Source organism: Cyclobacteriaceae bacterium (assembly GCA_013141055.1).
Classification (GTDB): Bacteria; Bacteroidota; Bacteroidia; order Cytophagales; family Cyclobacteriaceae; genus ELB16-189.
Window position 1 is genome coordinate 670193 of sequence record JABFRS010000002.1, and the last position, 25838, is coordinate 696030.

General features: G+C 42.0%; 20 protein-coding genes. 9 read left to right on the forward strand and 11 right to left on the reverse strand.

The window, feature by feature from the left end; all coding sequences use genetic code 11:
• Positions 1 to 2 precede the first annotated feature (2 nt).
• Entirely contained in the window at positions 3 to 2381 is a 2379-nt protein-coding gene (locus tag HOP08_17480; protein ID NOT76721.1) for a TonB-dependent receptor, read from the reverse strand.
• A 183-nt stretch (positions 2382 to 2564) separates the two neighbouring features.
• On the reverse strand, positions 2565 to 3464 hold the full coding sequence (locus HOP08_17485) for a bestrophin (GenBank protein ID NOT76722.1): 900 nt from the start codon (positions 3462 to 3464) through the stop codon (positions 2565 to 2567).
• A 96-nt stretch (positions 3465 to 3560) separates the two neighbouring features.
• Between HOP08_17485 and HOP08_17490 the strand changes: the two genes are divergently transcribed.
• On the forward strand, positions 3561 to 4322 hold the full coding sequence (locus tag HOP08_17490) for a hypothetical protein (GenBank protein NOT76723.1): 762 nt from the start codon (positions 3561 to 3563) through the stop codon (positions 4320 to 4322).
• On the opposite strand, the gene HOP08_17495 is transcribed toward HOP08_17490, so the two are convergent.
• From HOP08_17495 to HOP08_17520, 6 genes are all read right to left on the reverse strand, one after another.
• Entirely contained in the window at positions 4323 to 4736 is a 414-nt protein-coding gene (locus HOP08_17495) for a DoxX family protein (GenBank protein NOT76724.1), read from the reverse strand.
• 125 nt (positions 4737 to 4861) lie between these two features.
• A complete protein-coding gene (locus tag HOP08_17500) occupies positions 4862 to 5656 on the reverse strand; it encodes a DUF3667 domain-containing protein (protein NOT76725.1) in 795 nt (264 codons plus the stop codon).
• A gap of 37 nt (positions 5657 to 5693) precedes the next feature.
• Positions 5694 to 6455, reverse strand: a complete 762-nt coding sequence (locus HOP08_17505; protein NOT76726.1) for a response regulator transcription factor — start codon at positions 6453 to 6455, stop codon at positions 5694 to 5696.
• On the reverse strand, positions 6452 to 7471 hold the full coding sequence (locus HOP08_17510) for a histidine kinase (GenBank protein ID NOT76727.1): 1020 nt from the start codon (positions 7469 to 7471) through the stop codon (positions 6452 to 6454). Before HOP08_17510 ends, HOP08_17505 begins: the two co-directional genes overlap by 4 nt.
• Positions 7472 to 7532: 61 nt before the next feature.
• Positions 7533 to 8171 carry a hypothetical protein gene (locus HOP08_17515; protein NOT76728.1) on the reverse strand — a complete coding sequence of 213 codons (639 nt, stop codon included), beginning with the start codon at positions 8169 to 8171 and terminating at the stop codon, positions 7533 to 7535.
• 29 nt (positions 8172 to 8200) lie between these two features.
• Positions 8201 to 10360, reverse strand: coding sequence for a TonB-dependent receptor (locus HOP08_17520; protein NOT76729.1), 2160 nt, complete (start codon positions 10358 to 10360; stop codon positions 8201 to 8203).
• Between the two features lie 498 nt (positions 10361 to 10858).
• Here HOP08_17520 and HOP08_17525 point away from each other — a divergent pair, with 498 nt between their 5' ends.
• The gene (locus tag HOP08_17525; protein ID NOT76730.1) at positions 10859 to 13846 is read left to right on the forward strand and encodes a leucine--tRNA ligase; all 2988 of its coding nucleotides are present in this window, start codon (positions 10859 to 10861) and stop codon (positions 13844 to 13846) included.
• A gap of 17 nt (positions 13847 to 13863) precedes the next feature.
• On the opposite strand, the gene HOP08_17530 is transcribed toward HOP08_17525, so the two are convergent.
• Positions 13864 to 14247 (reverse strand): hypothetical protein, encoded by a 384-nt coding sequence (locus tag HOP08_17530; protein NOT76731.1) that lies wholly within the window; start codon positions 14245 to 14247, stop codon positions 13864 to 13866.
• 159 nt (positions 14248 to 14406) lie between these two features.
• Between HOP08_17530 and HOP08_17535 the strand changes: the two genes are divergently transcribed.
• From HOP08_17535 to HOP08_17555, 5 genes are all read left to right on the forward strand, one after another.
• A complete protein-coding gene (locus tag HOP08_17535; protein NOT76732.1) occupies positions 14407 to 15405 on the forward strand; it encodes a ketoacyl-ACP synthase III in 999 nt (332 codons plus the stop codon).
• Positions 15406 to 15428: 23 nt separating this feature from the next.
• Positions 15429 to 15653: a hypothetical protein gene (locus tag HOP08_17540; protein NOT76733.1), complete on the forward strand. Its 225-nt coding sequence runs from the start codon at positions 15429 to 15431 to the stop codon at positions 15651 to 15653.
• Between the two features lie 73 nt (positions 15654 to 15726).
• Entirely contained in the window at positions 15727 to 17370 is a 1644-nt protein-coding gene (locus HOP08_17545; GenBank protein ID NOT76734.1) for a S41 family peptidase, read from the forward strand.
• Positions 17371 to 17373: 3 nt separating this feature from the next.
• On the forward strand, positions 17374 to 18243 hold the full coding sequence (locus HOP08_17550) for an alpha/beta hydrolase (protein NOT76735.1): 870 nt from the start codon (positions 17374 to 17376) through the stop codon (positions 18241 to 18243).
• A gap of 68 nt (positions 18244 to 18311) precedes the next feature.
• Complete coding sequence (locus HOP08_17555) at positions 18312 to 19907, forward strand: Na+/H+ antiporter (protein NOT76736.1); 1596 nt, start codon at positions 18312 to 18314, stop codon at positions 19905 to 19907.
• Positions 19908 to 19924: 17 nt separating this feature from the next.
• Here HOP08_17555 and HOP08_17560 read toward each other — a convergent pair whose 3' ends face one another.
• Positions 19925 to 21397, reverse strand: coding sequence for a M28 family peptidase (locus HOP08_17560; protein NOT76737.1), 1473 nt, complete (start codon positions 21395 to 21397; stop codon positions 19925 to 19927).
• A gap of 97 nt (positions 21398 to 21494) precedes the next feature.
• Positions 21495 to 23657, reverse strand: a complete 2163-nt coding sequence (locus HOP08_17565; protein ID NOT76738.1) for a glutamine synthetase type III — start codon at positions 23655 to 23657, stop codon at positions 21495 to 21497.
• A 210-nt stretch (positions 23658 to 23867) separates the two neighbouring features.
• Between HOP08_17565 and HOP08_17570 the strand changes: the two genes are divergently transcribed.
• Together HOP08_17570 and HOP08_17575 are read left to right on the forward strand one after the other, a co-directional pair.
• The gene (locus HOP08_17570) at positions 23868 to 24506 is read left to right on the forward strand and encodes a phosphatase PAP2 family protein (protein ID NOT76739.1); all 639 of its coding nucleotides are present in this window, start codon (positions 23868 to 23870) and stop codon (positions 24504 to 24506) included.
• A 73-nt stretch (positions 24507 to 24579) separates the two neighbouring features.
• Positions 24580 to 25836: an Hsp70 family protein gene (locus tag HOP08_17575; protein ID NOT76740.1), complete on the forward strand. Its 1257-nt coding sequence runs from the start codon at positions 24580 to 24582 to the stop codon at positions 25834 to 25836.
• Positions 25837 to 25838 lie beyond the last annotated feature (2 nt).

Here is a 25838-nt window from a genome sequence, read left to right on the forward strand (position 1 = left end):
GATCAGAATTTAAAATTGTAGGAAACTGATGGAACGATTGAACCAATGATTGACAGCTGTGTCGCCTGCGACTGCAAAGGCTGGCCTTGCGGAACTCTCTGATCATTCTGTGAAAAATAAATTGAAAAGGGATTCCGTCTGGAGTACACATTATAAAGAGAGAATACCCAATAGTCCGTATTCTTTCTTGGCTTGCCATTTCTCACTTTCACTCCTTCCAATCTGAAAGAAATATCGAGGCGATGGTAGCTTGGTAAATGAACATTATTGCGGGATTCATTTGCATTGTAAGGAACCAGGAGGCCCTGCTGATTATATCGGGAGGTTGGAAACGTGGTGGGCGTTCCTGAGTTAAATACAAAATTACCGGATACAGACCATCGTTGATTCAGATCATAGAATCCTGCTATCTTGAGGTTGTGTGTCTGATTAAAACGGGTTTCATACCATTCACCTTTATTGATGCCATCAACTTTGAGTTCTGATCTTCCCAACGTATAGCTTATCCATCCAGTAAGACGGCCGGTCTTCTTCTGAAGATAGGTTTCAATACCATACGCTCTCCCCTGTCCGCTTAACAGATCACCTTCAAGGAAACGATTGATCAAAAGATCTGCGCCGTCAATGTAGTCAAGCTGGTTCTGGGTATATCTTAAATAGCCTTCAACAGAAAGCTCATAAGCTCTCTCCTTACCAATGTCTTTAAAATATCCCAGTGTAAACTGATCTGAAAGCTGAGGTTTTACATTGTTAGAGCTTGGATTCCATACATCGAGTGGATTGGATGCAGTTGTGTTGGAAATCAAATGAAGATACTGCACCATTCTGTTGTAGCTACCTTTTACAGAACTGGTGGGACTGGATTGGACCTTAAAAGAAAGTCGTGGCTCAAGGTTATTATAGACTGCAATATTCTCACCGCTGTTGTATTTCCTTGTGGATGCAACAGGCTTTCGGATCCCGGGTATGGTGTCTCGATAGGTATAGGCAGTACCGGGTCCCATGTATTGAAAGTAAGAGAATCTCAATCCATATTCGATTGAGAAGAGGTCATTGATTCTCTGGCTGTTGCCCAGATGAAGTGCTGATTCAAGATTATATTTCTTATCGAGACTGATGTCGACGGGTCTGCCATTGGTAACACCAACTGCATTGGCAGGTTCAAAGGTGTAGTATGTCAGATCGCCACCGAAATTCAATTCATTGTTCTTATCAATGAAGTAGGTGAATTGAGGTTTGAAGATGAAATTAGAGATGGAAGAATTCCAGCTGAAAGTATTCCGGTCGTCCTTTCCGAATTGCAGTGAGTAATCATACTTACTGTAAACGAGTGTGAGATTTGAGAAAAGTCTTTCATTGAAGAGATGATTCCAGCGGAGCGTTGAAGTTGCATTTCCCCAATCAAAGCCCTGGGTTTTATCAAACTTGAAATTATCCCTTCCAAAGTATCCGGAAAGATATAACCTGTTTTTCCTGTTGATGTTATAGTTGGCCTTCATGGTCAGATCGTAGAAGTTCAGAGCACCACCATCCTTTAAAAGCTGAACAAAAGGACGCGCGAGAACATCGATATAGGAACGTCGGGCGGCGATGATGAAGGATGCTTTATCTTTAATGATCGGTCCTTCGATCGCCAACCGGCTGAAGATCGATCCGATTCCTCCAGATGCTTCCAGTTTTTTACTGTTCCCTTCTTTCATGCGCACGTCAAGGATGGATGCGAGACGGCCGCCATATCGGGCAGGGACCGCACCTTTGTAGAGCTTGGTGTCTTTCACAGCATCAGGATTAAATACGGAGAAGAATCCAAACAAATGTGAAGAGTTGTAGACAGGAGCTTCGTCCAGAAGGATGAGATTTTGTCCAACACTTCCACCACGGACATTGAATCCTGAAGCGCCCTCGCCGACTGTGCTTACACCCGGCAGGAGGAGAATGCTTCGTAACACATCCGATTCACCAAAGAGTGTAGGGATTCTCAGGATGGTTTTCATTTCGAGCTTATTGGTGCTCATTTCGGTGTTTTGAACGTTGGCCTGTTCAATCTCACCTTTCACTACTACCTCCTGAAGCTGTTCGGCTTCCCCCTGGAGTTCGATGTTGATCTCGGTGTTCTTGTCGAGAACGATCTCTCTGGCAACCGATTGAAATCCGATGTAAGTGTAATTTATGGAGTAAGAAGCTGTTGGCAGGGTGATGGAGTAAAAGCCATACTCATTCGTTGTAGCACCGCTTTTGATCTCCTTAATGTAGACGGTTGCTCCGATCAGTGCTTCACCGTTGGAAGCGTCCTTGATATAACCATTGATCGTAAATTTCTCCTGAGCAAAGGTTGTTGAGCATAAAAAAAGAAATGCTCCTACCCAAAACAATCTCTGCATAATAGTAATTTGGCCTAATACTTAATAAGACGTCAAAAAGAGTCAATTGTTTTACGAATACCAAAAAATATATCCGGTTATGTTCAGAAAGCTCCGTGAATTCTACAGCGAATACAAAGCTTACTTCAGAGTAGACCTGGTGATGTATGGCGTAATGATATTGCTAATTATCCTGTACGGGATCTATACCTTGCTGGCAGGTTGAGGCAACAAGATCTCTTTCACGTTATCGCGGATCTTTGAGGTCAGCTCATCTGTAGGAAGATCGTTCACATCTTTTCCGAAAGGATCCTCAATTTCCTCTGCAATCAATTCAACACTGAAGATCACAAAAGAGATCAGGACAACAATCGGAATAGTGATGTACTCTGTTGTTGTCACAAAACCAAAGGGCAGAGTGATGATGTAGATGAAAATAAATTTCTTAATATACATCGAATAGGAATATGGAATAGGAGTATTCTTAATGCGCTCACAGGCACCCAGGATATCAGAAAACTCTTTTAATTCTTTGTCTACAAGGAATAATTGATCTCCGGAAATAGCTTTTTTCTGATACAATTCATTCATACGCTGATACATCATGGAGGAGACACGATTGGGAACGTGCTTCACGTTTTTAAAATTGTCCAGGAAGTTGTCTCCTACCGGTTCAAGTTCAGCAACGTTGACACCCATTCTTAAATGATCCTTGACAGATCTGGCAAAATTGATGATCATGGCGCTGAAGAATTTACGGTTCTCCATATCATCCAATGGCAGAAAAGCATTCATCTTCTGAGCAAGGTTGCGGGTATTGTTGACCATGCTTCCCCAATGCCTTCTCCCCTCCCACCAGCGGTCGTAGGCAGAATTGGTACGAAAGACAAGGAACAAGCCGAGCACGATTCCAAGCAGGGAATGCATGGAAATGGTGCTGTGAAAATCCTTCTCATGCAATCTGAAAACGTCGAGGATAAGATAACATGTAATTGCCGAGTATGCAGCCATAAAGATCAAAACGGGCTGCAGCGTCCGCATCACGTGACGACTGTATGAATGTGTGATCAGAGAAAACCAAGCCTTGGGATTATAATCTACCATATTTAAGAATTCGCCCGAATTTACAGGGTTTATTAAAAAAAATCCAATAAAGTATTTTCAAATAACGTTAAACTTGTGGTTAAAATATACCTCTAAATGAAAGCAGTCGTTTTCTTTTTGCTGATCCTTATTTCAGGATTAACCCATGCACAGGATTATGCTGTGACACAAAAGAATGATACCCTTCGCGGGAAAGTCCAGATCCAGGGTTATGACATTATCGATCGCGTGGATGTTGTACAACCCGACAAGAAAAGTCATTTCACCTGCATTCAACTTAAAAGCGTATTCATTAAAGGTGAAACATACACCCCTGTCAAGTCAGTAGAGGGTGCGTACCGGATGATGAAGCTAATCCGGTCAGGGTTTTTAAGTCTGTATAAGGCACGGCGTCCCAACAGCTATGTCTACGAAAATGACTACCTCGTTAAAAAAGATGGTACGGCAATGGAAGTACCGGGATTGTATTTCAAGAAGGTGTTAATGACTTATCTCGGCGATTGTCAGTCTGTGAGTGATAAGATCAAGAGCGAGGAATTAAAAAGAAAGGATATTGATAAGGTCGTCGAGGAGTACAATAAATGTCTTCAGGCTCCAAAAATTACTGAGCCAGTAGTTACTGTGATAACTACCAACCCAACGCTTGAGGCAATTAAAAAATTACAGGATCGTATTGAAGTAAGTTCGCTTTCAACGAAGAAAGATGCCTCAGACATATTAAAAGATCTTGCACAAAAGACAGCTGCGAATCAACCCATTCCTAACTATTTATTAGAGGGTTTGAAAGAAACTGTTAAAGACGCTCCTGAGTTTAAAGAAGAAACTGATCAGCTGGTGGCTTTGATCAGGAAACCGTAATTACTTCTTAATAAATTTCTGAATTACTGATTTTACTTTCTCGCGATCATACCAGAGAACATAGAGAGAGCATACTGTAACGATGACAGCATACAGGAACAACTGACCTCCGTCGTTCCCTCCATTCTCCGATGGAATTGTAATTCCAAGAATGGTTAAGTGCATGCCAATGGCACCCGCCATCAAACCGAGGGAGAGTCCTGCACCCAGCCATGTTGTTGCCGGAACCAGAATAAGTACAGAAGCAATCAACTCCATGACCCCCACTCCGATGCGTCCCCACGGTTCCATTCCTATTGTAGTAAAAATGTAAACAGATTCAGGTGATGCTGAGAATTTGAAATACAGAGTTTGAAGCATGATCACAGCTGCAAGAATGCGGGTTGCCCAGTAAAGAAGGGTGGTAAATTTCATAGGTTTAAAATTTTGTCAAAGGTCAGAAATGAAACGCATCTTATGACCAGAGGATGTGTCCGTCAAAAGACAATTGATTGATAAAACCTGACTAATTGTTTAAGACAAAGCAGCGCATCATTGATCTACTTGTTATTGGAAGGCTTAACCAAATCATAGACTTCCTTATTATTTATGACGATTATGATTGTTACAATGGCTACAATAATTGTAAAGAAAATCATTGAAACCGCATATACTCCAAAACCCTTGAGGAATGCTTTGACCTTTGACTGGTGGGTGAAAAAACTCATTTGACCATAGCTGAAGTACAAGATCATCATCACCACCATGATGTCGTTAGGAAAATACACTCCTGAAATCTTGAAATAAATGAGCGCGAAAATACTTAGCCAATACATATGTCCCTGAAGGTAAAATGGAAGGACAGATTGCTCCAGAAAAGTCAGTCCGCTCTTACGAAAGAAAATGTACCTGGAAACAAAAGCCTGAATAGGTATGATGGCAAACGAAAACAATTTTATGTTGTCGGAGCTAAACTGCAGGACCATTTTCTGGAACTGCGCCTGCCCTTTGCCTGGCTTGACTGTCTGAAAAGTTTCGCTGGCTGATTTCATGAATGCCACCAAATCAACACTCAGTATTTCTGCAATCAGCAGCATGAGCGTGATCATCAAAAAGAAGTAGCCTACAGGCCCATAATACAATACCCGGTTTCCCTCAATAAAACATCTGGATGCAGGACCTGGATGAATCGTCAGGTCTTTCAGAGTTCTGGGAAACATTCCATCAAAGCCATATATCCTGGCCTGAAAGTCATGATACAAATTTCCAAAAGAAAGCTTTTTGGGAGGCGAAGGTTGGGCGCATTGGGAGCAGAATTTACCCTGAACTTCAGCGCCGCAGTTGATGCAATTCATAAACTAAATATAAAACCCAAAGCGGAAAACGCAAAGTTTATCGATCCAGCCATTCTTTAAACTCCTGTACACGTTCGCGGGCCACAATAATATCCATATCATCGCTGGTCTTTAGCAGAAGTTTCAGTCGGCTATTGGTAAAGCTGATCATGTCCTGAATTGAATCGACACCAACAAAGTATTTTCTGTTTACTCTAAAGAATCGCGAAGGATCGATTATCCCTTCCAGTTGATCCAATGTGAAATCCAGAATATGCTTGCGGTCGTCGGAAGTCTGGGCGAATGTGGCTTTCTCGAGGCTATAGAAAAAAAGGATATCTTTTACTTCGACCGACTTGAGGTGCTCTCCTACTTTTAAAACGAAGCGCTCCTTATATTTTTTGGTAAGCATTTGCATGGCAAAGCCGATGCTTTCAATCATTTTTTCCTGCGGCTGACTGCTTCCCACAAGGCGCTCATATTTTTTAAATGCATTGGAAAGCTCTTCATGATCAACAGGCTTCAGAATATAATCAATGCTATTTACTTTAAATGCCTTTAAAGCATATTCATTATAAGCAGTTGTAAATATAACCGGCGATCTTACTTCTACCTTATCAAATATTTCAAAGCTAAGACCATCCGCGAGCTGGATATCCATAAAGATCAGATCCACCGGAAGGTTTTTTGAAAACCATTCCACAGAACGTTTTACAGAATCAAGCTTACCAACAATGACAGAACCAGAGGATATTTTCAGGATGAGGTTCTCCAACCGATCCGCTGCCTGTATTTCATCTTCAATGATCAATATCTTCATACTAATGTTGAAATGATTGGCAATCTGACAATGAACTTATCACCGCTATCGGAGATTTCAACTTTCGTATTGCTGAGAAATTCATACCTCCTCTTAATATTCTGTAATCCAAGCCCTGAAGTAGGTTCCGGTAAAGAATTCTTCTTCAGGATTGAATTTTCAATCACAATAAAATTTTCTTCCGAATAAAGTTTAAGGGTCAATGGATTGTCTTCTGACACTACATTGTGCTTGATCGCATTTTCCAGAAGCATCTGCATTGCCAGCGGAGCGACAGAAGATTGTACACCCGATAAATTGATTTCTACTTTAAGCTTCTCACCGAATCTTATTTTCTGAAGGAACAGGTAAGCATCAATGAATTTCAACTCGTCTTCCAGTGGCACGACTTCTTTTTCCCGGGTATCAAGGACATATCGATAAACTTCAGAGAGTTGTTTAATGAACCGAGCCGCTTTATCCTGATCTTCATACACAAGATTGGTCAAGGCATTTAAGCTATTGAAAAGAAAATGTGGATTAACCTGATTCTTCAGACTCTCATATTGTGAACGGACATTTTCCTTTTGCAACTGCTCTTCCCGTACAGCAGATTGCTTCCAACGGATCAGAAATTCTCTCCCATGGAGAAACAGTGACACTAAAAAAGTAAGGATCAGGGAAAATCCGACGATCCATCTATTATTTCCAATTTTGAATGGCACCAATTGTGACCAGGCAAAATCAATCAGCAAAACAATGCCTGTTGTATAGATCGTTGTGATAATAATGCCAACGACCAATCTTTTAATAGGAAATTCTACCCAGGAGATTTTGTCATTTGCATAATGAGTGAGGACGTCATTGCCCATCCACAAAAAGAACCATACACTGAAACCAAATCCAGTAACCCAAAGATAACTTTCAGCATTCGTGTGGCAGCTTGTGCACGTAAAGTAGGTCATGATACCCGACCCCACGATGGAGATCAGAAAAACCCTGAGAGATTTTGACCACAATGACGAACCCATTACCATGAATGCTGAAAGTTAAATCTGAAAGCAAAAGCTAATATAAGTTTTATTGATCAGGTAAAAATTACTTACACTGATTTAACAGTTCTGCCGTTGTTTCTTTTCCCCATACCGGCGCCAGAACATTTTCAGACTTATAGCTGGCGAATTTTTCAAGAGCAATTTTTGCGGTAGCACAAGCTTCTGCTGTTGATGCATTCAAAAAACGGGCTGTTCCAAACTGCATCTGAGCCATTAATCCAAGTGCACGTGGATTCTCAGGATTCAACTTGTTAGCTTTTCCATACGACTGCATGGCAAGGCTTGAATACTTCTGACCCCTTGACCTTGGATCTACAGTGACACGAATGGTATGAATGAATCCTTGCAGCGTTACAATCTCCGATTCATTTGCATTAATGGCTATTGCTTTATCTATTTCCAACTGCGCCTGATCGAGATAGGAATCTTTCTTTGTTCCGTCGCCTTCTTTGGTAGCCATCAATACATATCCAAAAGATGCATAATAGAATGGTTCCCATTTGGTCTTTTCTGAATTTCCGACCCTGTCAAGAACATTCACTGCCTGCTGGATCTCTTCAATGGTTTGAGCTCTATAAACCTGTTCTATGCTTTTGCCCATGGTTTCAAAGTACTTGGCATCATTTGAGAATGCACAGGCAGAGGAGCATGCGATAATGAGGGATAAGATGATCGTTTTCATAATAATTGGATTTAAAGGTTATGAGTTAATTATAAATTTGGTAGTTGATTAATTGACTTGTTTTTAGTGATCGTGATGAATACTCCTGCCATCAGGAAATGTGGTGCAGGTTGAGTAACAGCACGACTGGCATATACCCCATTTGCATCAGGTGTGCTGCTATACGTGTAACCAAAAATGTTGTCGCGTGCCAGGAGATTGGTGCAGGACAGATAAATTATCAACCAGTTTTTTGGTAAATAGGCGACGTTCGCACTGACATCATGATAGTCAGGTGTCTGATCAGAATTGAAGTTCTCATTGTTAGGATTATAATATGGTCTTCCACTGCTGTAGGAGTATGTGAATCCTAACTGTGATTTCAATTTTGTCACAAAGTGCTTATACACAAATGAAAAATTATGTTTGGATGCAAAGGTTGGTGTTGCTGAAGAAGGGAAATTCAGATAATCACGCTGAGTGTCCAGGAAGGAATATGAAATCCAGTAATCAACATTGCGCAGGGTTTGACTGTCCCTCCAGAAGAACTCCACTCCCTTTGCATATCCATTACCATTGTTATTTAATACAAATCCATCTGCATCCATGAACTTGACGAGGTCCTTGTATTTTTTGTAGTAAGTCTCAACCCTGAAAGTTCTCTTGTTATTAATGATCTGATAATTCAGGATGAAGTGTTCCGCTCTTTCGCTGTTAAGGTTGTTATTGACTCTCAGGTATTGATTCTGGGCCGATTGGCGAAAAGTTCCGTAGGCGAATGAAAATTGTCCTTGCTTGCCTGGACGATAGGCAAGTGATACTCTTGGGTCAAGTGAAGCCTGACGCAACAATGAATTGTATTCGGTCCGCATTCCACCCTTCACAACAAAATGATTACTGGCATATGCTTCCATTTCAACAAATGAAGCAGCGATGCTTTCATTAAAAGATGATGAAAATGTTTGCAGAGAAATCTCGTCCTGCTTTGAGGCAGAATAGCTTCTGGCAATTAATTCTCCGCCAAATCTTAATTCGATCTTATCAGAAACAGAATTCTCCAGCACCAGCTTTGTATGAATTCCTTTTTCAACTTCTGTAGCAGGATGAAAATTGAATTGCGCTGCATTCTCATTGTAACTGTAAGCGAAACCACTTCGCAATGACCAGTTTTCATTCAGAGGTTTTTGATACGCAACGTTTCCATAACCATACCGGTTGGTGAGATCCATCCTCTGCTTAAGTTCCGGCTGATCAATGTCATGATTGTTAAGCGCAAAGGTTGAATGATTGAAGTTTCCAAATACTTTAAGCAGTCCATCTTTTCCAATCTGCTGGCGATAGGCAGAGCTCCCCTGAAAAGAAACAAGAGGATCAATCCAGTCAACACGCTGACTGAGGATACTGTAATAAGGACGGATGTTGGTGTATTGAATTTTCGCTGACGCCGATGCACGATCCCAAACCTGCGTGTGAGCGAGGTCAGTTCCCACCGATAAAAATCCAATGTCGGTCTGATTCATCTCAGCCTTATCCTTTGAACTAAGCACAAGAGCGGACGACAAAGCTTGCCCATACTCAGCAGAATATCCACCGGTGCTGAAGCTTGTTCCTTTAAACATGAATGGAAGGAATCTTCCGCGGGAAGGAGTATTGGGAGCAGATGGACCGTATGCATCCAGCACAACAAGTCCATCAATGAATGTCCTTGTCTCATTACTGCCTCCACCCCGCACAAACAATCTGCCGCTCTCTCCTACTTTTGTAGTTCCTGGAAGTGTATTCAATGCGCCAGCGATATCAGCAGTAGCACCTGCAGTGGTTGCAATATCTACAGCTTTTAAAATGGTCCTTCTCTTTTCTTCACCTGCAGTGAATGAACCTGCAGAAATGGTCACAGCTTCCAGTTGATTGATCTCTTCCTTAAGAACAATGATCAATTCAATTGGCTTACCCGTTATCTCAATGATTTGCTCAAAACTTTTATAGCCAACAAAAGTGGAGACTATCGTTTGAGTACCTGTTTCATTTGTCTTGAATGAAAAGGAACCATCCACCGCTGAACTTGCCCCATCGTATGTATCACGGATAGAAATGTTGGCACCTGGAATACCTTCTCCTTTTTCATCCAGGATCTTACCAGAAATAACAGACTGGGAGAATGAAAGGAGGAAAAAATGAAGGAATGAAAGAGTTAGTAGTGTCGTTTTCATATGGCCTTTTTTGGCTGATTACACGACAAATCTGTCCTTTCGGGACATGATTACTTAATAAGACCTACTGAACTGTTGGATGGTTAGGATGAACTGTATTAAATGATTTCTTTTTGGGGATAAGGGGTGTCGCAAAATGCGACACCTTAGAAGTACAGGCTTTAGACTTTGAAGCCAATCCGTCGCATCGGCTCAGCTTTAGGATTTAGCAACTCATTCAAATATTTAAAGATCAGTTTCACTTCTTCATCTTGCTTTAAGGATCTTCTTTCAAGTTTTTGAAGCTTCAAATGTTAAATCCCTTCAAGGCAAGCAATCCTGAATTCCTGACATCTTTATAAGATTCATCTCAGGAAGAATATTGGCATGCTTTAAAAGAGGTGTCGCAAATTGCGACACCTTATCAATGCACTTTAATTCACGGTGGCGATAAGAAAAACACTCCTACTTTTCACCGATTAGGTTATTTTTGCAGTCCATTAATAAATAACAGCAAGCATGGCCGAATATTCGAAGGACGAGATCAGGAAAATTGAGGAAAAGTGGCGAAAACGTTGGATTGACAATAAGGTCTACAAGACTGAATTGGATACGGTCAAACCAAAGTACTACGTCCTCGACATGTTCCCATATCCGTCCGGTGCTGGCCTGCACGTTGGTCACCCGCTAGGATATATTGCATCCGATATTGTTGCCCGTTTTAAAAAGGTAAAAGGATTTAATGTACTGCATCCCATGGGCTTTGATGCCTTTGGCTTACCTGCCGAACAATATGCAATTGAACATGGCATCCATCCTGCAATCTCCACCCAGGAAAATATTCTGAACTTCAAGCGACAGCTTGGCAAGATCGGTTTCTGTTATGACTGGGATCGCGAAGTGCAGACCTGCGATCCGAAATATTACAAGTGGACGCAATGGATCTTCCTGCAAATCTTTGACAGCTGGTTCAACCGCAAGAAAGAAAAAGCAGAACGCATTGCTGAGCTGATCAGGATTTTTGAAGTCGAAGGAAACACGCATCATGCATTTCCAAATACAAAGTTCCGGTTAGCGAATGGAAAAGAAATTTTTACTTCCGCTGAATGGAAATCATTTAATGAAAAGACGCAGCAGGAAGTATTAATGCAATATCGTCTTGCGTATCTGGCCTACACTGACGTGAATTGGTGTGAAGCATTGGGAACCGTACTGGCGAATGATGAGGTGATTAACGGAGTCAGCTATCGAGGTGGATTTCCGGTAGTTAAACGACAGATGCGTCAATGGAGCTTGCGTATTACTGAATATGCAGAGCGTCTATTAAAAGGTCTTGATGAGATTGACTTTAGTGACTCCATGAAAGAGATCCAGCGCAACTGGATTGGAAAGAGTGTTGGGGCGAAAGTTATATTCAATGTAAAGAGTGAGAAATCGGTAGTTCCTAACATGACCGTCTTTACAACTCGTCCTGAAACCATCTTTGGTGTTGACTTCATGGTGGTTGCTCCTGAGCACGAAATGGTGAAAGATATTACCAGCAAAGCACAGCAGGCAGATGTTGATGGCTATTTGAAATATGTTGAAAGCCGTTCTGAAATTGAGCGTATGGCCGAAGTGAAAAAGATCACTGGGGCTTTCACAGGAGCATATGCAATCAATCCGTTTAATAATAAACAGATTCCGATCTGGATCAGTGAATATGTTTTAGCGGGTTATGGAACGGGTGCGATTATGGGTGTGCCTTGCGGTGATGAACGTGATCACAAGTTTGCCAAGCATTTTAAGCTTCCGATTACCAACATCATCGGCAAGTATTATGATTACATGGAGGCAAATCCAACATACGATGCAATTTTAGAAAATTCTGATTTTCTGAACGGCATGACAATGAAAGCTGCTATCGATGTGATCGTTGCAAAGCTTGTAGAGAAAGGTATTGGCACACGACAGGTAAATTACAAGATGCGTGATGCAGGATGGAGTCGTCAGCGCTATTGGGGAGAGCCATTCCCGGTAATCTTCCGTGATGACATGCCATACGCTATGGCTGAAAAAGATCTTCCGCTCACATTGCCTGAATCAGACAACTTTAAATCATCAGGTTCCGGTGAGGGACCATTAGCGAATCTTAAAGACTGGATCAACATTGGACCGAACGAAAAGAGAGATTCCAACACTATGCCGACACATGCGGGTGCTGCATGGTATTTTTTGCGTTATATGGATCCGCATAATGATAAAGAGTTTGCGGGAAAGAAATCGCTTGAGTATTGGAACCAGGTGGACGTGTATGTAGGAGGTTCCGAACATGCTGTAGCACACTTATTGTATGCAAGATTATGGACTAAGGTTCTGGCAGATCTTGGGTATTTGAATTTTGATGAGCCTTTTAAGAAGCTGATCAATCAGGGTAAGATTACAGGAGATTCAAGATTTGTATATCGTGCGTTCGTTACTTGCAATGGGGAGGCTTCTGCTCATCCAACCATTTTTATTTCCAATGGAGTACGGGAAGCCCTTTATCCAGAAGTGAAGAATCAGGATCTGGCTGAAAAGCAATCATTAAGCCGCTTATCAGCTGGTAAACAAATCACTCGTCAATTAGAGATTATAAACGAGAAATACAGAAAGGATGGCAAACTGCAGAGTGGTGAATTTAATATTTCATTCGAGTCTTTTTCTCCACTTCATGTTGACATCAATATTGTTGATGGATTAGTTCTGAACACCGAAGCATTTAAGAAATGGAAGCCTGATTTTACTAATGCTGAATTCATTCTCGAGGAAGACGGAAGCTACATCACAGGCTCAGCAATTGAAAAGATGAGCAAGTCATATTTCAATGTTGTCAATCCGGATCAGATCATCGACAGTTACGGTGCCGACACATTACGTCTTTACGAGATGTTCCTTGGACCTTTGGAGCAATCGAAACCCTGGAACACCAATGGCATCGATGGCGTTTATAAATTCCTGAGAAGATTCTGGAATCTGGCTCACGACTCAAACGCAAATTTCAAAGTCAGCGATGAAGCCCCTAACCGCGAGGAGTTAAAAATTCTTCATAAAACACTGAAGAAGGTAGAACAGGATGTAGAGAATTTTTCATTCAACACTTCTGTAAGTGAGTTCATGATCTGCTCTAATGAATTGACCGCATTAAAATGCAACAAGCGTGCGATCATTGAGCCTTTGGTAATCGCCCTCTCTCCTTTTGCCCCTCACATGACAGAGGAGTTGTGGGAAAAGCTTGGACATACAGATAGCGTTGTGAAAGCAACGTTCCCTCCCTTTGATGAAAGTTATTTAAAGGAAAGTGATTTCAATTATCCGATCTCTATCAATGGAAAGGTGCGCGCTGAAATGAGATTTGCCCTTGACATGCCAAAGGAGGATATTGAGAAAGTTGTTCTTGCTTCAGAGATTGTCATGAAGTGGACAGAAGGAAAAGCTCCTAAGAAGGTGATCGTAGTGCCAGGAAGAATTGTAAACGTAGTATTGTAATCACTATCAGCAGATTATTACAGTCTGCTTTCAAAAATCCTGCTGCTATAAGCAGGCATTTTAATTCTTGGAGGTGGTTCCATTAGTAGGTGCATTGGTACAGGTGCTACACTCGGTTGATAAACAGGTCCTGGTGTATAAATCCGTTCTGCGAGTTCTGAATACGAATAGGTCTTCATTGGATTCTTCAATGCAGCTACATCAATCACAAGGCTTCTGCCTCCTCTTCCGTTGATCAGCATGTTCAGATTGGGATGACGATCAAGGTTGATCGTAATGAAAGTAAGGCCCTTGTTCTTTATTTTTTGATGACGACCGATTATAAAGTCGTTGCGGAAGACTACTTGTCCTTCCGTGAATAGTGCTGCTCCAATGAAAAGTGAAAGCAATAACCATTTCATTTTTTGAAGATAGCTAAAATTTCAGCCATCGGAAAATGAAAGAAGTTTAAGCCAACCTGATTCAGAAACCTCTTTTTAAGCAAATGGGAATACTCACTGTGGATTTTCAAATCACCAAATTAAATTACATTTGCCCTCACGTTTTTATAAAAATCGACTATGCCTTACTCTAAGATTGTCGCCCTCGGTCACCACGTTCCGGAAACGGTCATCACCAATCAATATCTCTCTACGGTCATGGATACTTCTGATGAGTGGATCATAGAGCGTACAGGCATTAAAGAGCGCCGATGGTTGGATCCCGCAAAAGATACGGTAGCTAATATGGCGGCCAAAGCCACACGCATGGCATTGAAGCGTGCCAATCTCACCGAAAAAGATATTGAGTTTATTGTCTTTGCAACGATCACTCCGGATTACTTCTTCCCTGGCTCGGGAGTATTGTTGCAACGCGAGCTTGGGCTTGAAAGTATTGGAGCTCTTGATATACGGAATGCATGCTCAGGATTTATTTATGCTTTGTCGACTGCCGATCAATTTATAAAGTCAGGGATGTACAAAACCATTCTGGTAGTGGGTGCAGAAATTCAGTCGACTGCATTGGATGTTACCGATCGCGGCCGAAATACTGCAGTAATCTTCGGTGATGGTGCCGGTGCTGCCATCGTTCAGGCATCAGATAAACCAGGTATTCTTTCAACTCACCTTCACTCCGACGGAAAATTTGCTGAAGAGCTTTATGTTAAAGATCCCGGCAGCAGTCGCCCGCCAAAAGAGCGTCAGGCAGATCAGATATTAGACACCTCTGGATACAAAGTCTATATGAATGGCAGCATGGTTTTCAAGCATGCTGTAGTAAGATTTATGGAAGTCATCAATGAAGCGCTGACTGCCAACAATCTTAAAAAAGAGGACATTAATTTGCTGATTCCTCACCAGGCGAATCTCCGCATCAGTCAGTTCATTCAGGAAAAGCTGGCTCTGCGCGAAGATCAGGTTTATAATAATATCATGAAGTACGGAAATACTACAGCCGCTTCGATTCCAATTGCTCTAAGTGAGGCCTGGGCCGACGGAAGAGTCAAGGAAAATGACTTAATTTGTTTAGCGGCTTTTGGCAGTGGCTTTACCTGGGCTTCTGCAATTATCCGCTGGTAATTTCTCCCAACCTACTGATCTGTATGAAGACTGCTGCCTATAATCCAAGTCCCCTGGAAGTGGACTTTGCCAACGCTCTGTTTATTTTGCAAAAGGATATAGAAAAGCACCTTCAGGATAATAAAATTGTCAATGTTGAGAGCAACATCAACCGCGACAACCCCATGGTCAAATTCAGCCTCCTGGACAAGGATGGAGATCCGCACGAAATTGTCGTCAGGATCATCCAGATACCGGATAAATTTTAAGGAAACCTTTCACGGAACAATGAAAACTTAGCTTCAGACGTTTCCGTAGATATAGAAGATAACTTTGCATAGGATGAAAAAATGGATTGCGTTTGTTGGAGTTGCCTTTGCACTCACCCTTTTTGCGTTCACGCCTCCCGCTGACCGCTACTTCGAGATTGCCAAGAACCTCGACATTTTCGCCACTCTCTTTAAAGAAGTCAATGCTCTTTATGTTGATGATGTCAATCCCAATAAGCTGGTGCGCACGGGAATTGATGCAATGTTGAATTCACTCGACCCTTACACGAATTACATTCCTGAAGATGAAGTTGAAGATTTCCGAACGATGTATAATGGACACTATGGAGGAATTGGAGCCGTAACCCAGGAGTTTGCCGGAAACAGAACAATTGTGACGATGATGTATGAGGGGTATCCTGCATATAAGGGTGGCCTCAAGATCGGTGATCAGGTTATCAAAATGGATAAAGTGGAATTATCCAAGATCACTATAGAAGAATCAAATCACTTGATGCGTGGTCAGGTTGGAACACCTGTTTCATTAACGGTTTTGCGTTATGGAGAAAGTGCACCCATTACACTTGAATTCAAAAGGGAAAAGATCAAGATCAGCAACGTTCCTTATTTTGGAATGGTCTCCAGCAATGTTGGTTACGTCCAGTTGATAGACTTTACGGCTGATGCAGGTAAAGAAGTCAAGAATGCTATCGTGGCTTTGAAAGAAAAAGGTGCGAAATCAATCATCCTTGATCTTCGTGGCAATCCAGGAGGTCTATTGTTCGAAGCCGTAAACATCTGTAATATCTTCATTGCAAAAGGAAAACAAGTTGTTACTACGAAAGGAAAGATTCAGGAGAACAACATCAATTACGAAACTCTTAATCCATCTTTGGATCTCGATATTCCGGTTGCCGTTCTCATCAATCGCGGTAGTGCATCCGCATCTGAAATTGTTGCAGGAACTTTACAGGATTATGATCGTGCAGTAATTATCGGAGAAAAGTCTTACGGAAAAGGTCTGGTTCAGCTGAGCCGTCCTTTGTCATACAATGCCCAAATAAAAATTACCACAGCAAAATACTACACTCCTACCGGTCGCTGCATTCAGGTATTGGATTACACGCATCGCAGAGATGACGGTAGTGTTGCCTCTGTTCCTGACTCCAGTAAGAAAGCATTTAAAACAACAAGAGGAAGAACCGTCTATGATGGTGGTGGAATTGATCCCGATGTATTATTACCGGAAGAAGCTCCAAGTACGCTGACACAAGTCTTATACACAAACGGATTAGTTTTTGATTACGGAACCATCTATGCAGCAAAGCATCCGACGATTCCGGACGCAAAGAATTTCAGTCTGACCGACGCTGAGTATAACGAATTTGTCAGCTGGGTAAAAACAAAAGAATACAACTATCGTTCACCCATCGAAATACGATTGAGTCAACTTGCTGAGGAAGCAAAGACTGAACGTTTCTATGATGATCTGAAACCACAGATCGATCAGATACAGGCGCGCCTCACAGAAAGCAGAAAGAACGACCTGATCACTTTTAAAGATCAGATCAAGCTCATGCTGGAAGAAGATATCGTTATCAGGTATTACCTTGAACGAGGACGGATCGAAGTATCATTCAAACAAGACGCAGGAATTAAGTCTGCCATTGATCTGTTAAACAACCCCACACAATACAAAAAGATTCTTCATCTTTAAGCCATGAAGAATTCCTGGAAGAAATGGTGGAAGCTAATTATTCCACTTTTCATTTTTTCCTGCCTGATGATGCTCATGGATAGCTGCATGCAATTCCGGATGAGTAAATCTGAAATCAATCAGTATTTTTCCGGCAAACAAAATAAAGGCACACTGCATCGATATGACGTCGACAAGCGGGTCATGAACTATCTTGAGGTTGGCGACTCTACCCTACCCTTGGTTGTTTTTGTTCACGGCTCACCCGGTTCGCTCAGCGCTTTCATCGATTTCATGGCAGACACTTCACTGCTTTCAAAAGCTCAACTCATCACAGTGGATCGTCCGGGATTTGGTGCTTCCAATTTTGGATATGCTGAGCCTTCTCTTGAAAAGCAGGCAGCATTACTAAAACCAATTCTTGAGAAACATAAATCGCAACGCCCCATTATCCTGGTGGGTCATTCACTGGGTGGCCCCCTGATCGCACGCATGGCAATGGATTATCCGGATCTCATTGATGGATTGGTGATGGTTGCCCCAAGCATTGATCCTGAGTTAGAACCCTATGAGTGGTTCAGAGGACCTCTTGCAACGCCGTTCCTTAAATGGCTTCTCCCACGCTCTATTCGGGCTTCAAACGATGAGATATATAAATTAAAACCTGAGTTGGAAGAAATGATCCCGCTTTGGCCTAAAGTAAAAGCGAAAACGATTGTCATTCAGGGAACGAAGGACACACTGGTTCCAAAAGAAAATGCCGCCTTTGCAAAAAAAATGCTCACTGGAACTGAAGTAAAAGTGGAAATGGTGGAAGGTATGACGCATTTTGTGCCGTGGTCAAATCCAGAGCTCATTCGGGATGCTATTCTTGAATTATTACCCTCTCATTGATCAAAGTGATCATCTTCAATTTGGCGATCGGGCTTTAAAAATGATGGACTGTATTCTATCTTTATCGCATGACCGAGCAACTCATAGTTTTTGTATTTCTCCTTTTCTGCGTTTCCCTTCTGGCGATTGTCGCTGAAAAAATCAAAGTTCCCTATCCCATTCTTCTCGTATTGGCTGGTCTTGTAATCTGGATGATTCCAGGAATGCCGCAGATTGAATTAAATCCTGACATCGTATTCTTTATTTTTCTGCCTCCACTTCTTTATGCCGCCGCATGGCAGACATCCTGGAATGATTTCTGGAAATGGCGTCGAGCGATCATGCTTCTTGCCTTCGGACTTGTGATCGCCACTTCTACCGTGGTCGCATATTTTTCAGTCTTTTTAATTCCTGGATTTACATTGGCGTTGGGATTTCTTTTGGGTGGAATTATCTCACCACCCGATGCAGTGGCTGCCACTTCAGTTATGGAAGGATTAAAAGTTCCTAAACGACTCTCTACCATATTGGAAGGAGAAAGTTTGATCAATGATGCCTCCAGCTTAATCATTTATCGCTTCGCTATTGCCGCGATCCTGACCGGCACATTTTCCTTTGGCCATGCTTCCAGTCAATTTGTTTTAGTGTCCATCATGGGAGTAGTGATAGGAATCGCTATTGCAAATATTCTTTACTTCATACACAGGTACCTTCCAACAACACCCAGCATTGATACGGCCATTACATTGATCTCACCTTACCTCTGCTATTTAGCAGCTGAGTATTATCACTTCTCAGGAGTTTTATCAGTTGTCAGCGCCGGACTGTTTCTCTCCTGGCGTTCTGACGAGATATTCAAGTTTGACTCGCGCATTCAGGCATACAGCGTTTGGGAAGCATTGATCTTCATTTTAAATGGAATTGTATTTATTCTCATCGGCCTTCAACTTCCTCTGATTATTAATAACCTTGATGGATTCACGCTATCTCAAGCGATCTTCTTTGGTGTAACGATCAGTCTTTTGATCATGGTCATACGGATCCTTTGGATATTTCCAGGAACTTATCTCCCTTATCTATTCAAGGGTGTTCGGGAAAATGAACCCTTGCCAAACTGGAAATCTGTTGCACTGGGCGGATGGAGTGGTATGCGGGGTGTTGTTTCACTCGCAGCTGCTCTTGCGCTTCCCCTAACCCTCACGAACGGAACTCCCTTCCCGTTCAGAAATACAATTTTATTTATCACGTTCTGTGTTATTCTTATGACATTGGTACTTCAGGGACTCACGCTACCTCTTTTGATCAAGTGGTTTAAAATTCCTGATCCTGATAATCTGGAGGAACAAGAAAAGAAGCTGAGAATGTATCTCTCCTACGCAGCAATTGAATTCATTGAATCAAACTATGCCCAGGAGGATGCAACACGCGATGCATTGCATCATATCAAAACTAAATTCGAACGTCAAATCGATCAGATCAATCGAAGGATGCTAACGGCTGATCTTTCAGGCCACTCGGAAGAAGTTTTCAGGGAATACAACAAACTTCAGGTCCACATGATCAACTTCGAGCGAAGGGAAATAAAATCAGCAAGAAGAAAAAATCAATATCCTGACGAAGTGTTACGAAAGCTGGAGTATGAGCTCGACCTGGAAGAAGCAGGGTTGATGAATTTCGGACAATAAATAAAGATTCACAGATTTCATTTATTGTAAAGCGACTTCCCTATTGCCTCATATTTATCTCCTGCCGTCCACGTTGGAGCTTTTGGCCCATTGGCGATTAAGTAATTAGCATATACAAAAGCCTTATAAAATCTCACGAGGTATTCAAAGTCCAGGGACCCAACTTCATCAGCCGGTTGATGATAGTACTTCATCAATTCAGCATCAAATGCTTTTATTCCCGGCGCAAAATCTACGGCAGGAATTCCTTTTTTAGCGAAGTTATAGTTGTCAGAACGCTCATATAAATTCTGTTCCGGTACCGGATCTTTTCCAGCCTTCAATCCGAATGCACTACACGCTTTGGAAATATCAGCTTCAGCACTTGTACGCTCCAATCCAATCACCGTAGCAACTGATTTATCATTGTAACCAGCACCATCGCAATCAAGATCAAAAATAGTCTGAGCCAGAGGTACCAGTGGATGCTCTGCATACCAGGCACTTCCCAACAGACCTTTTTCTTCTCCAGTAAGAGCAATAAACAATACGGAACGCTTTGGAGGAAACTGCGAAAAGAAACGCGCAGCGGTCATCATGCCTACTGTGCCTAGTGCATTGTCACGCGCCCCGTTATAAATTGAATCCTGCCCTTTCTTCACGCCTACGCCAACGTGGTCATAGTGAGCTGAGATCACCAGATATTCATTCTTAAGAACAGGATCAGTTCCTTCAATCATGCCAACAACATTCCTGGAGGGGACGAGCACAGGCATTTTCGCATTGATATTCAAAGAACCAGTCACCTTCTTTTGCTCTTTCAATTCCTTCATTCCTGCAACTTCTGAATCTTTCATCCATACATGAGGAAAATCAGGTCCGTCCTTTTTTATTCCAGTCCGTGCATTCGAAGTAAAATATCCTACCAATGCCTGCCATGGAAATGGAAGAGTTACAAAATACTCTATCAATCCCGCGCCGCCTGCTGCTTTTACGCGGTCAAATTTTTCAGAGGACGCAGCAATTATCTGTTGCACTCCGACAGCCTGTCTTGAACCGACAATTGATACCACCATCTTTCCTCTGATATCAGCGGGCATTTCTTCTTTAGATCCATATCCTACAAAGATAAATTCACCTGTAAAGTCACCGTTAACACCTTCCAATACCAGGAACTGCTCATTGAATTTCAGAGCATCATCTTTAAACTTCAGTTCCGCAAAAGCCACAGGAGTGAATGTATGCAGTTCAACAGGCTGAAAATATTTGTCTGCACCAGCAACTGTTTTTAATCCCCATGCGTGGAATTGTGAAGCTATATAATTCGCTGCTATATCGAGTTCTCTGGATCCCGTATCGCGACCTCTCATCTCATCTGCTGAAAGAAAAGCCAAAGGCGCTTCCACCGAAGGCTGTGTTACAAGTTTGTTTATTTCAACAATAGGCTTCTTCTGTGAGAAGATTGGAAATGCATTGATCAACAATGCAGATAAGAGCAGTAATTTCTTCATAGGCTAAATCTGCACCAAACTACCCTTCTTTTCCAAAAAAGAAAAAGGCGACACTTTTATGCGTCGCCTTCGTCAGGATTTAGGTATTGGTAAATTACTATCTCAAAAAGAGAAGTTCTCTGTATTTCACCAGTGGCCAATCTTCATCATCCACCAGCAATTCGAGTTTATCAACTGAATCACGTATCGACTCAAAGTATCTTTCCTTGACATCATCGCAATAACCATTTGCTTTTTTATGCGTATCTGACAGCTTATTCAGACGTTTTCTTTCCTCAATCATCTTGTTAACACTGGACTTGATGATGTCAATGTGACCAGAAATCTCTTTGATGGTCTGAATCACACCTTTATTATCAACCCCAAGGCCTTTCAAGCCATTCGCGTTAACGATGAGCTTATTCTGGTAAGCCACTGCTGTAGGGATAATGTGATTGATAGCCAGATCACCAATCACACGAGCTTCAATCTGCACTTTCTTAATGTAGCTCTCGAGCTTGATCTCATTGCGAGCCTCTACTTCCTTATGGCTCATGACATCATGTTTTTCAAAAAGTTCAAGAGACGATTTAGACATAAAGGCATTCACTGCGCGTGGCATGTTCTTTATGTTATTCAAACCACGTTTGCTTGCCTCCTTCACCCATTCATCTGAATATCCATCTCCTTCGAAACGGATGTTCTTGGATTCCTTGATATACTTTCTGAGGACGTTAACAATAGCAAGACGCTTTTCAGTACCCTTTTCGATTTCCTTATTAACCGCATCATGGAATTTATCCAATTGGTCTGCAACAATCATATTCAGAACGGTCATCGGAGTTCCGCAATTGTCGCTGCTTCCTACTGCTCTGAATTCAAATTTATTTCCTGTGAATGCAAAAGGAGAAGTTCTGTTACGGTCAGTAGCATCCAATATGATCTCAGGAATCTGATCAATTCCCAATTTCATATACATGTTATCACCCTTCTCAATTTTAACATTTCCCTTCTTCTCCAATTCATCCAGAACTGCAGTCATTTGTGAACCAATGAATACAGACATGATTGCTGGAGGCGCTTCATTAGCACCCAGACGGAAATCATTCGCAGCTGTGGCAATGCTGGCACGAAGGAGATCAGCATGTTCATGAACAGCCTTTATCGTTGTAATGAAGAATGTTAAGAACATCAGGTTATCACGAGCAGAACCCGTAGGTGCGTAAAGATTAACACCCGTATCCGTAATCAAGGACCAGTTATTATGCTTACCACTACCGTTCAGTCCAGCAAAAGGTTTTTCATGGAAAAGTATCTTCAACTTGTGTTTCTCTCCCACACGATTGATAACATCCATCATCAACTGATTGTGATCGTTCGCAACGTTCACTTCTTCAAATAAAGGAGCAACCTCAAATTGACTCGGAGCCACTTCATTGTGACGGGTTCTTACAGGAATGCCAAGTTTCCATGATTCAATTTCAAACTCACGCATGAAATCATAAACGCGGCCAGGGATTGTTCCAAAATAATGATCCTCAAGCTGCTGACCCCGTGCCGGCGCATGACCAAATACTGTGCGGCCTGCCATCACGAGATCAGGACGTGCCATGTATAATGCTTCGTCTACAGCGAAATACTCTTGTTCCGCTCCCAGCGAAGCAACAACATGTTGAATATCCTTATCAAAAAGCTGACAAACTCTGGTCGCAGATGCATCCACAGCCTTCAATGCTTTTAATAATGGAGATTTAGTATCTAGGGTTTCTCCAGTATAGGAAACGAAGATCGTAGGAATACATAATGTCTTTCCGTAAAGGAACATTGGTGAAGTTGGATCCCAGGCTGTATAACCACGCGCCTCGAATGTGCTTCTAATACCACCACTTGGGAATGATGATGCATCGGGTTCCTGCTGAACAAGCTCACTTCCTTTGAAGCGCTCTATTCCGGAAGTAGCATCAAAAAAGGAATCATGCTTTTCGGCAGTACCACCGGTCATGGGCTGAAACCAGTGAGTAAAATGGGTGGCACCTTTTGCAATCGCCCATGTTTTAGCGCCAGCTGCTACAGCATCAGCAGTTGCTTCGTCAATTTTTTCGTGATTCTTAATTGAAGAACTCACCTTTTTGAATACAGCAGGTGCGAGAGAAGCTCTCATTTGTTCAGTACCAAAGACATTCTCACCAAAAATTTTAGAAATATTAGGAGAAGCCGCGTCCACATGAATTTTGTGGCGTTCGCTCAAACGTTTAAGGGCTTCAAAGCGTAATTGTGCCATAGTAGGGTTGGTTTAAATCTATTCGGGCTCAAAAATAGACCAATTTTTATTTTGCAAAGGTATTTTTTGACCCTATTGATTAAAAAAATGGTCAAAAATTTAAACATATGGGTTTCATTAATATAGACGGTTTAAAACTTAACTGTCAAGAGGTTGAGACACAGGTATTTTTCACCTTGAAGGCCTTTCCCTATTTTTGACCCTCTATCTATGAAAAGAAACTTTTGGTTGATCACTGGTGCCCTGATCATCTTACTTGCGGCCCTGTGCATTCTACGCGTATCACCCTTTAAACTTTACGAACAGGATATCATTGCGTCCCTTCAGTCACAGCAATCACCTACTTCCATTACTTTCTTCCAGATCATTTCAGATTATGGGAAATACATCAACATTGGAATTCCTGCTATTTTTCTGATCATTGGATTATGGCTTAAAAAGAAGAATTATACGCGCAATGCCCTCATCGTTTTGCTGGCGATGGCTTTTTCCGGAATTATCGCTCAGAGCATTAAACGCACCGTAAAAGAACCCCGTCCTTATGAAGTGGATTCGCGCATCACACAGTACAGTGTTGGGGGCAGCAATTCCTTTCCTTCTGGACATACCGCAGAGACATCCGTTGCCGCATTGGGATTTATGATCCTACTATTCGGAACACCCAGAAGTAGGGCCGCTTCAATCCCCTGGATGATTATTATGATGATGTCGAGGATCGTTTTAGGAGTTCATAATTTCACAGACATCATAGGCGGATTTGTAACAGCATGCCTGGGTTTGTATGTCGTATACAACCTCTTTGAAAAATATGCCCCAGGATATAAAGATCCTGTAAGTCTGAAAATTTGAAGATTTGGATGTCTTAGAATCTTTCGAATAACAAATATTAGTTGTACTCTTGCCACCCTCAAAAAAAAAAGGGTTGGGACAATCTATTTCCTGCGGAATTGACTTTGGTACTTCTAACTCAAGTGCTGCAATCGCTAACAGTGGTGAGATTCATCTCGTTCCAGTGGAAAGCACGCACGTAACAATCCCAAGTGCAATTTTCTATCAGCGTGGCAATAATCCTCTTTACGGACGGGAAGCTGTAAATCTTTTCTTCAGCAGACTTGATGGAAGATTTATGAGAAGTCTGAAACGTGTATTGGGAACTTCCCTTATGAAACAAGGAACGCTTGTCAATGGGAAGCCGATGCGTTTCGAAAAGATCATTGCTTCATTTCTTAAGAATCTGAAGGACAAGGTAGATGCTGACGCAGGAACAGAACTGCAAAATGTGGTAATGGGCAGACCTGTTTACTTTATTGATAATGATCCTGAAGGGAATATACGTGCTCAAAAGGAATTAAAAGCCATTGCAGAGCAGGTTGGGTTCAGGCATGTAGAATTTCAGTTCGAACCTATCGCGGCGGCATTTGCACATGAAGTTAAAATTGAAGGAGAAAAGCTCGCCATTGTCGCCGACTTAGGTGGCGGAACTTCCGACTTCACTGTCATTCGTTTATCCAACAAATTTATCCATAAAACAGATCGCACTTCGGATATTCTTGCCAATACCGGCGTGCGCGTGGGTGGTAATGACTTTGACAAAGATCTTAGTCTTGCAGCCGTTATGCCTGAGATCGGTTATCAAACTACCTACGGAGAGAAGAACCTCGAAGTTCCTCCCAAACCATACCATGATCTTGCGGAATGGAGTAAAGTGAATTTTCTCTACACCACAAAAGTAATTTCACAGACACGTCAAATGCTCTACCAGGCACACGACAAAATGCGTTTCGGACGATTGCTCAAAGTGCTGGAACAAGAGACGGGGCATTCACTTTTGGCGGCAACTGAAGAAGCCAAGATTGCACTTACTACTATGAATGATTATCAATCCCCCTTCGACTTTCTTGAAAATAGCCTTGTGGTAAACATTAGTCGTCGTCAATTCGAAGAAGCTATTCATGAAAGAATTAGAAAAATCTCTCAGGCAGCATCCGAATGTCTTAAGCTTGCAAAAGTAAAAAAGGAAGATATTGATCTTGTAATTCTTACAGGAGGTTCTACGGAAGTACCTGCTGTTCAAATGGAGTTTAAAAAACTTTTTCCACAGGCAGATGTTGCGGACGAGAACAAACTATCAAGCGTTGGACTGGGATTGGCGTATGATGGAATGAATCGGTTCAAATGAAG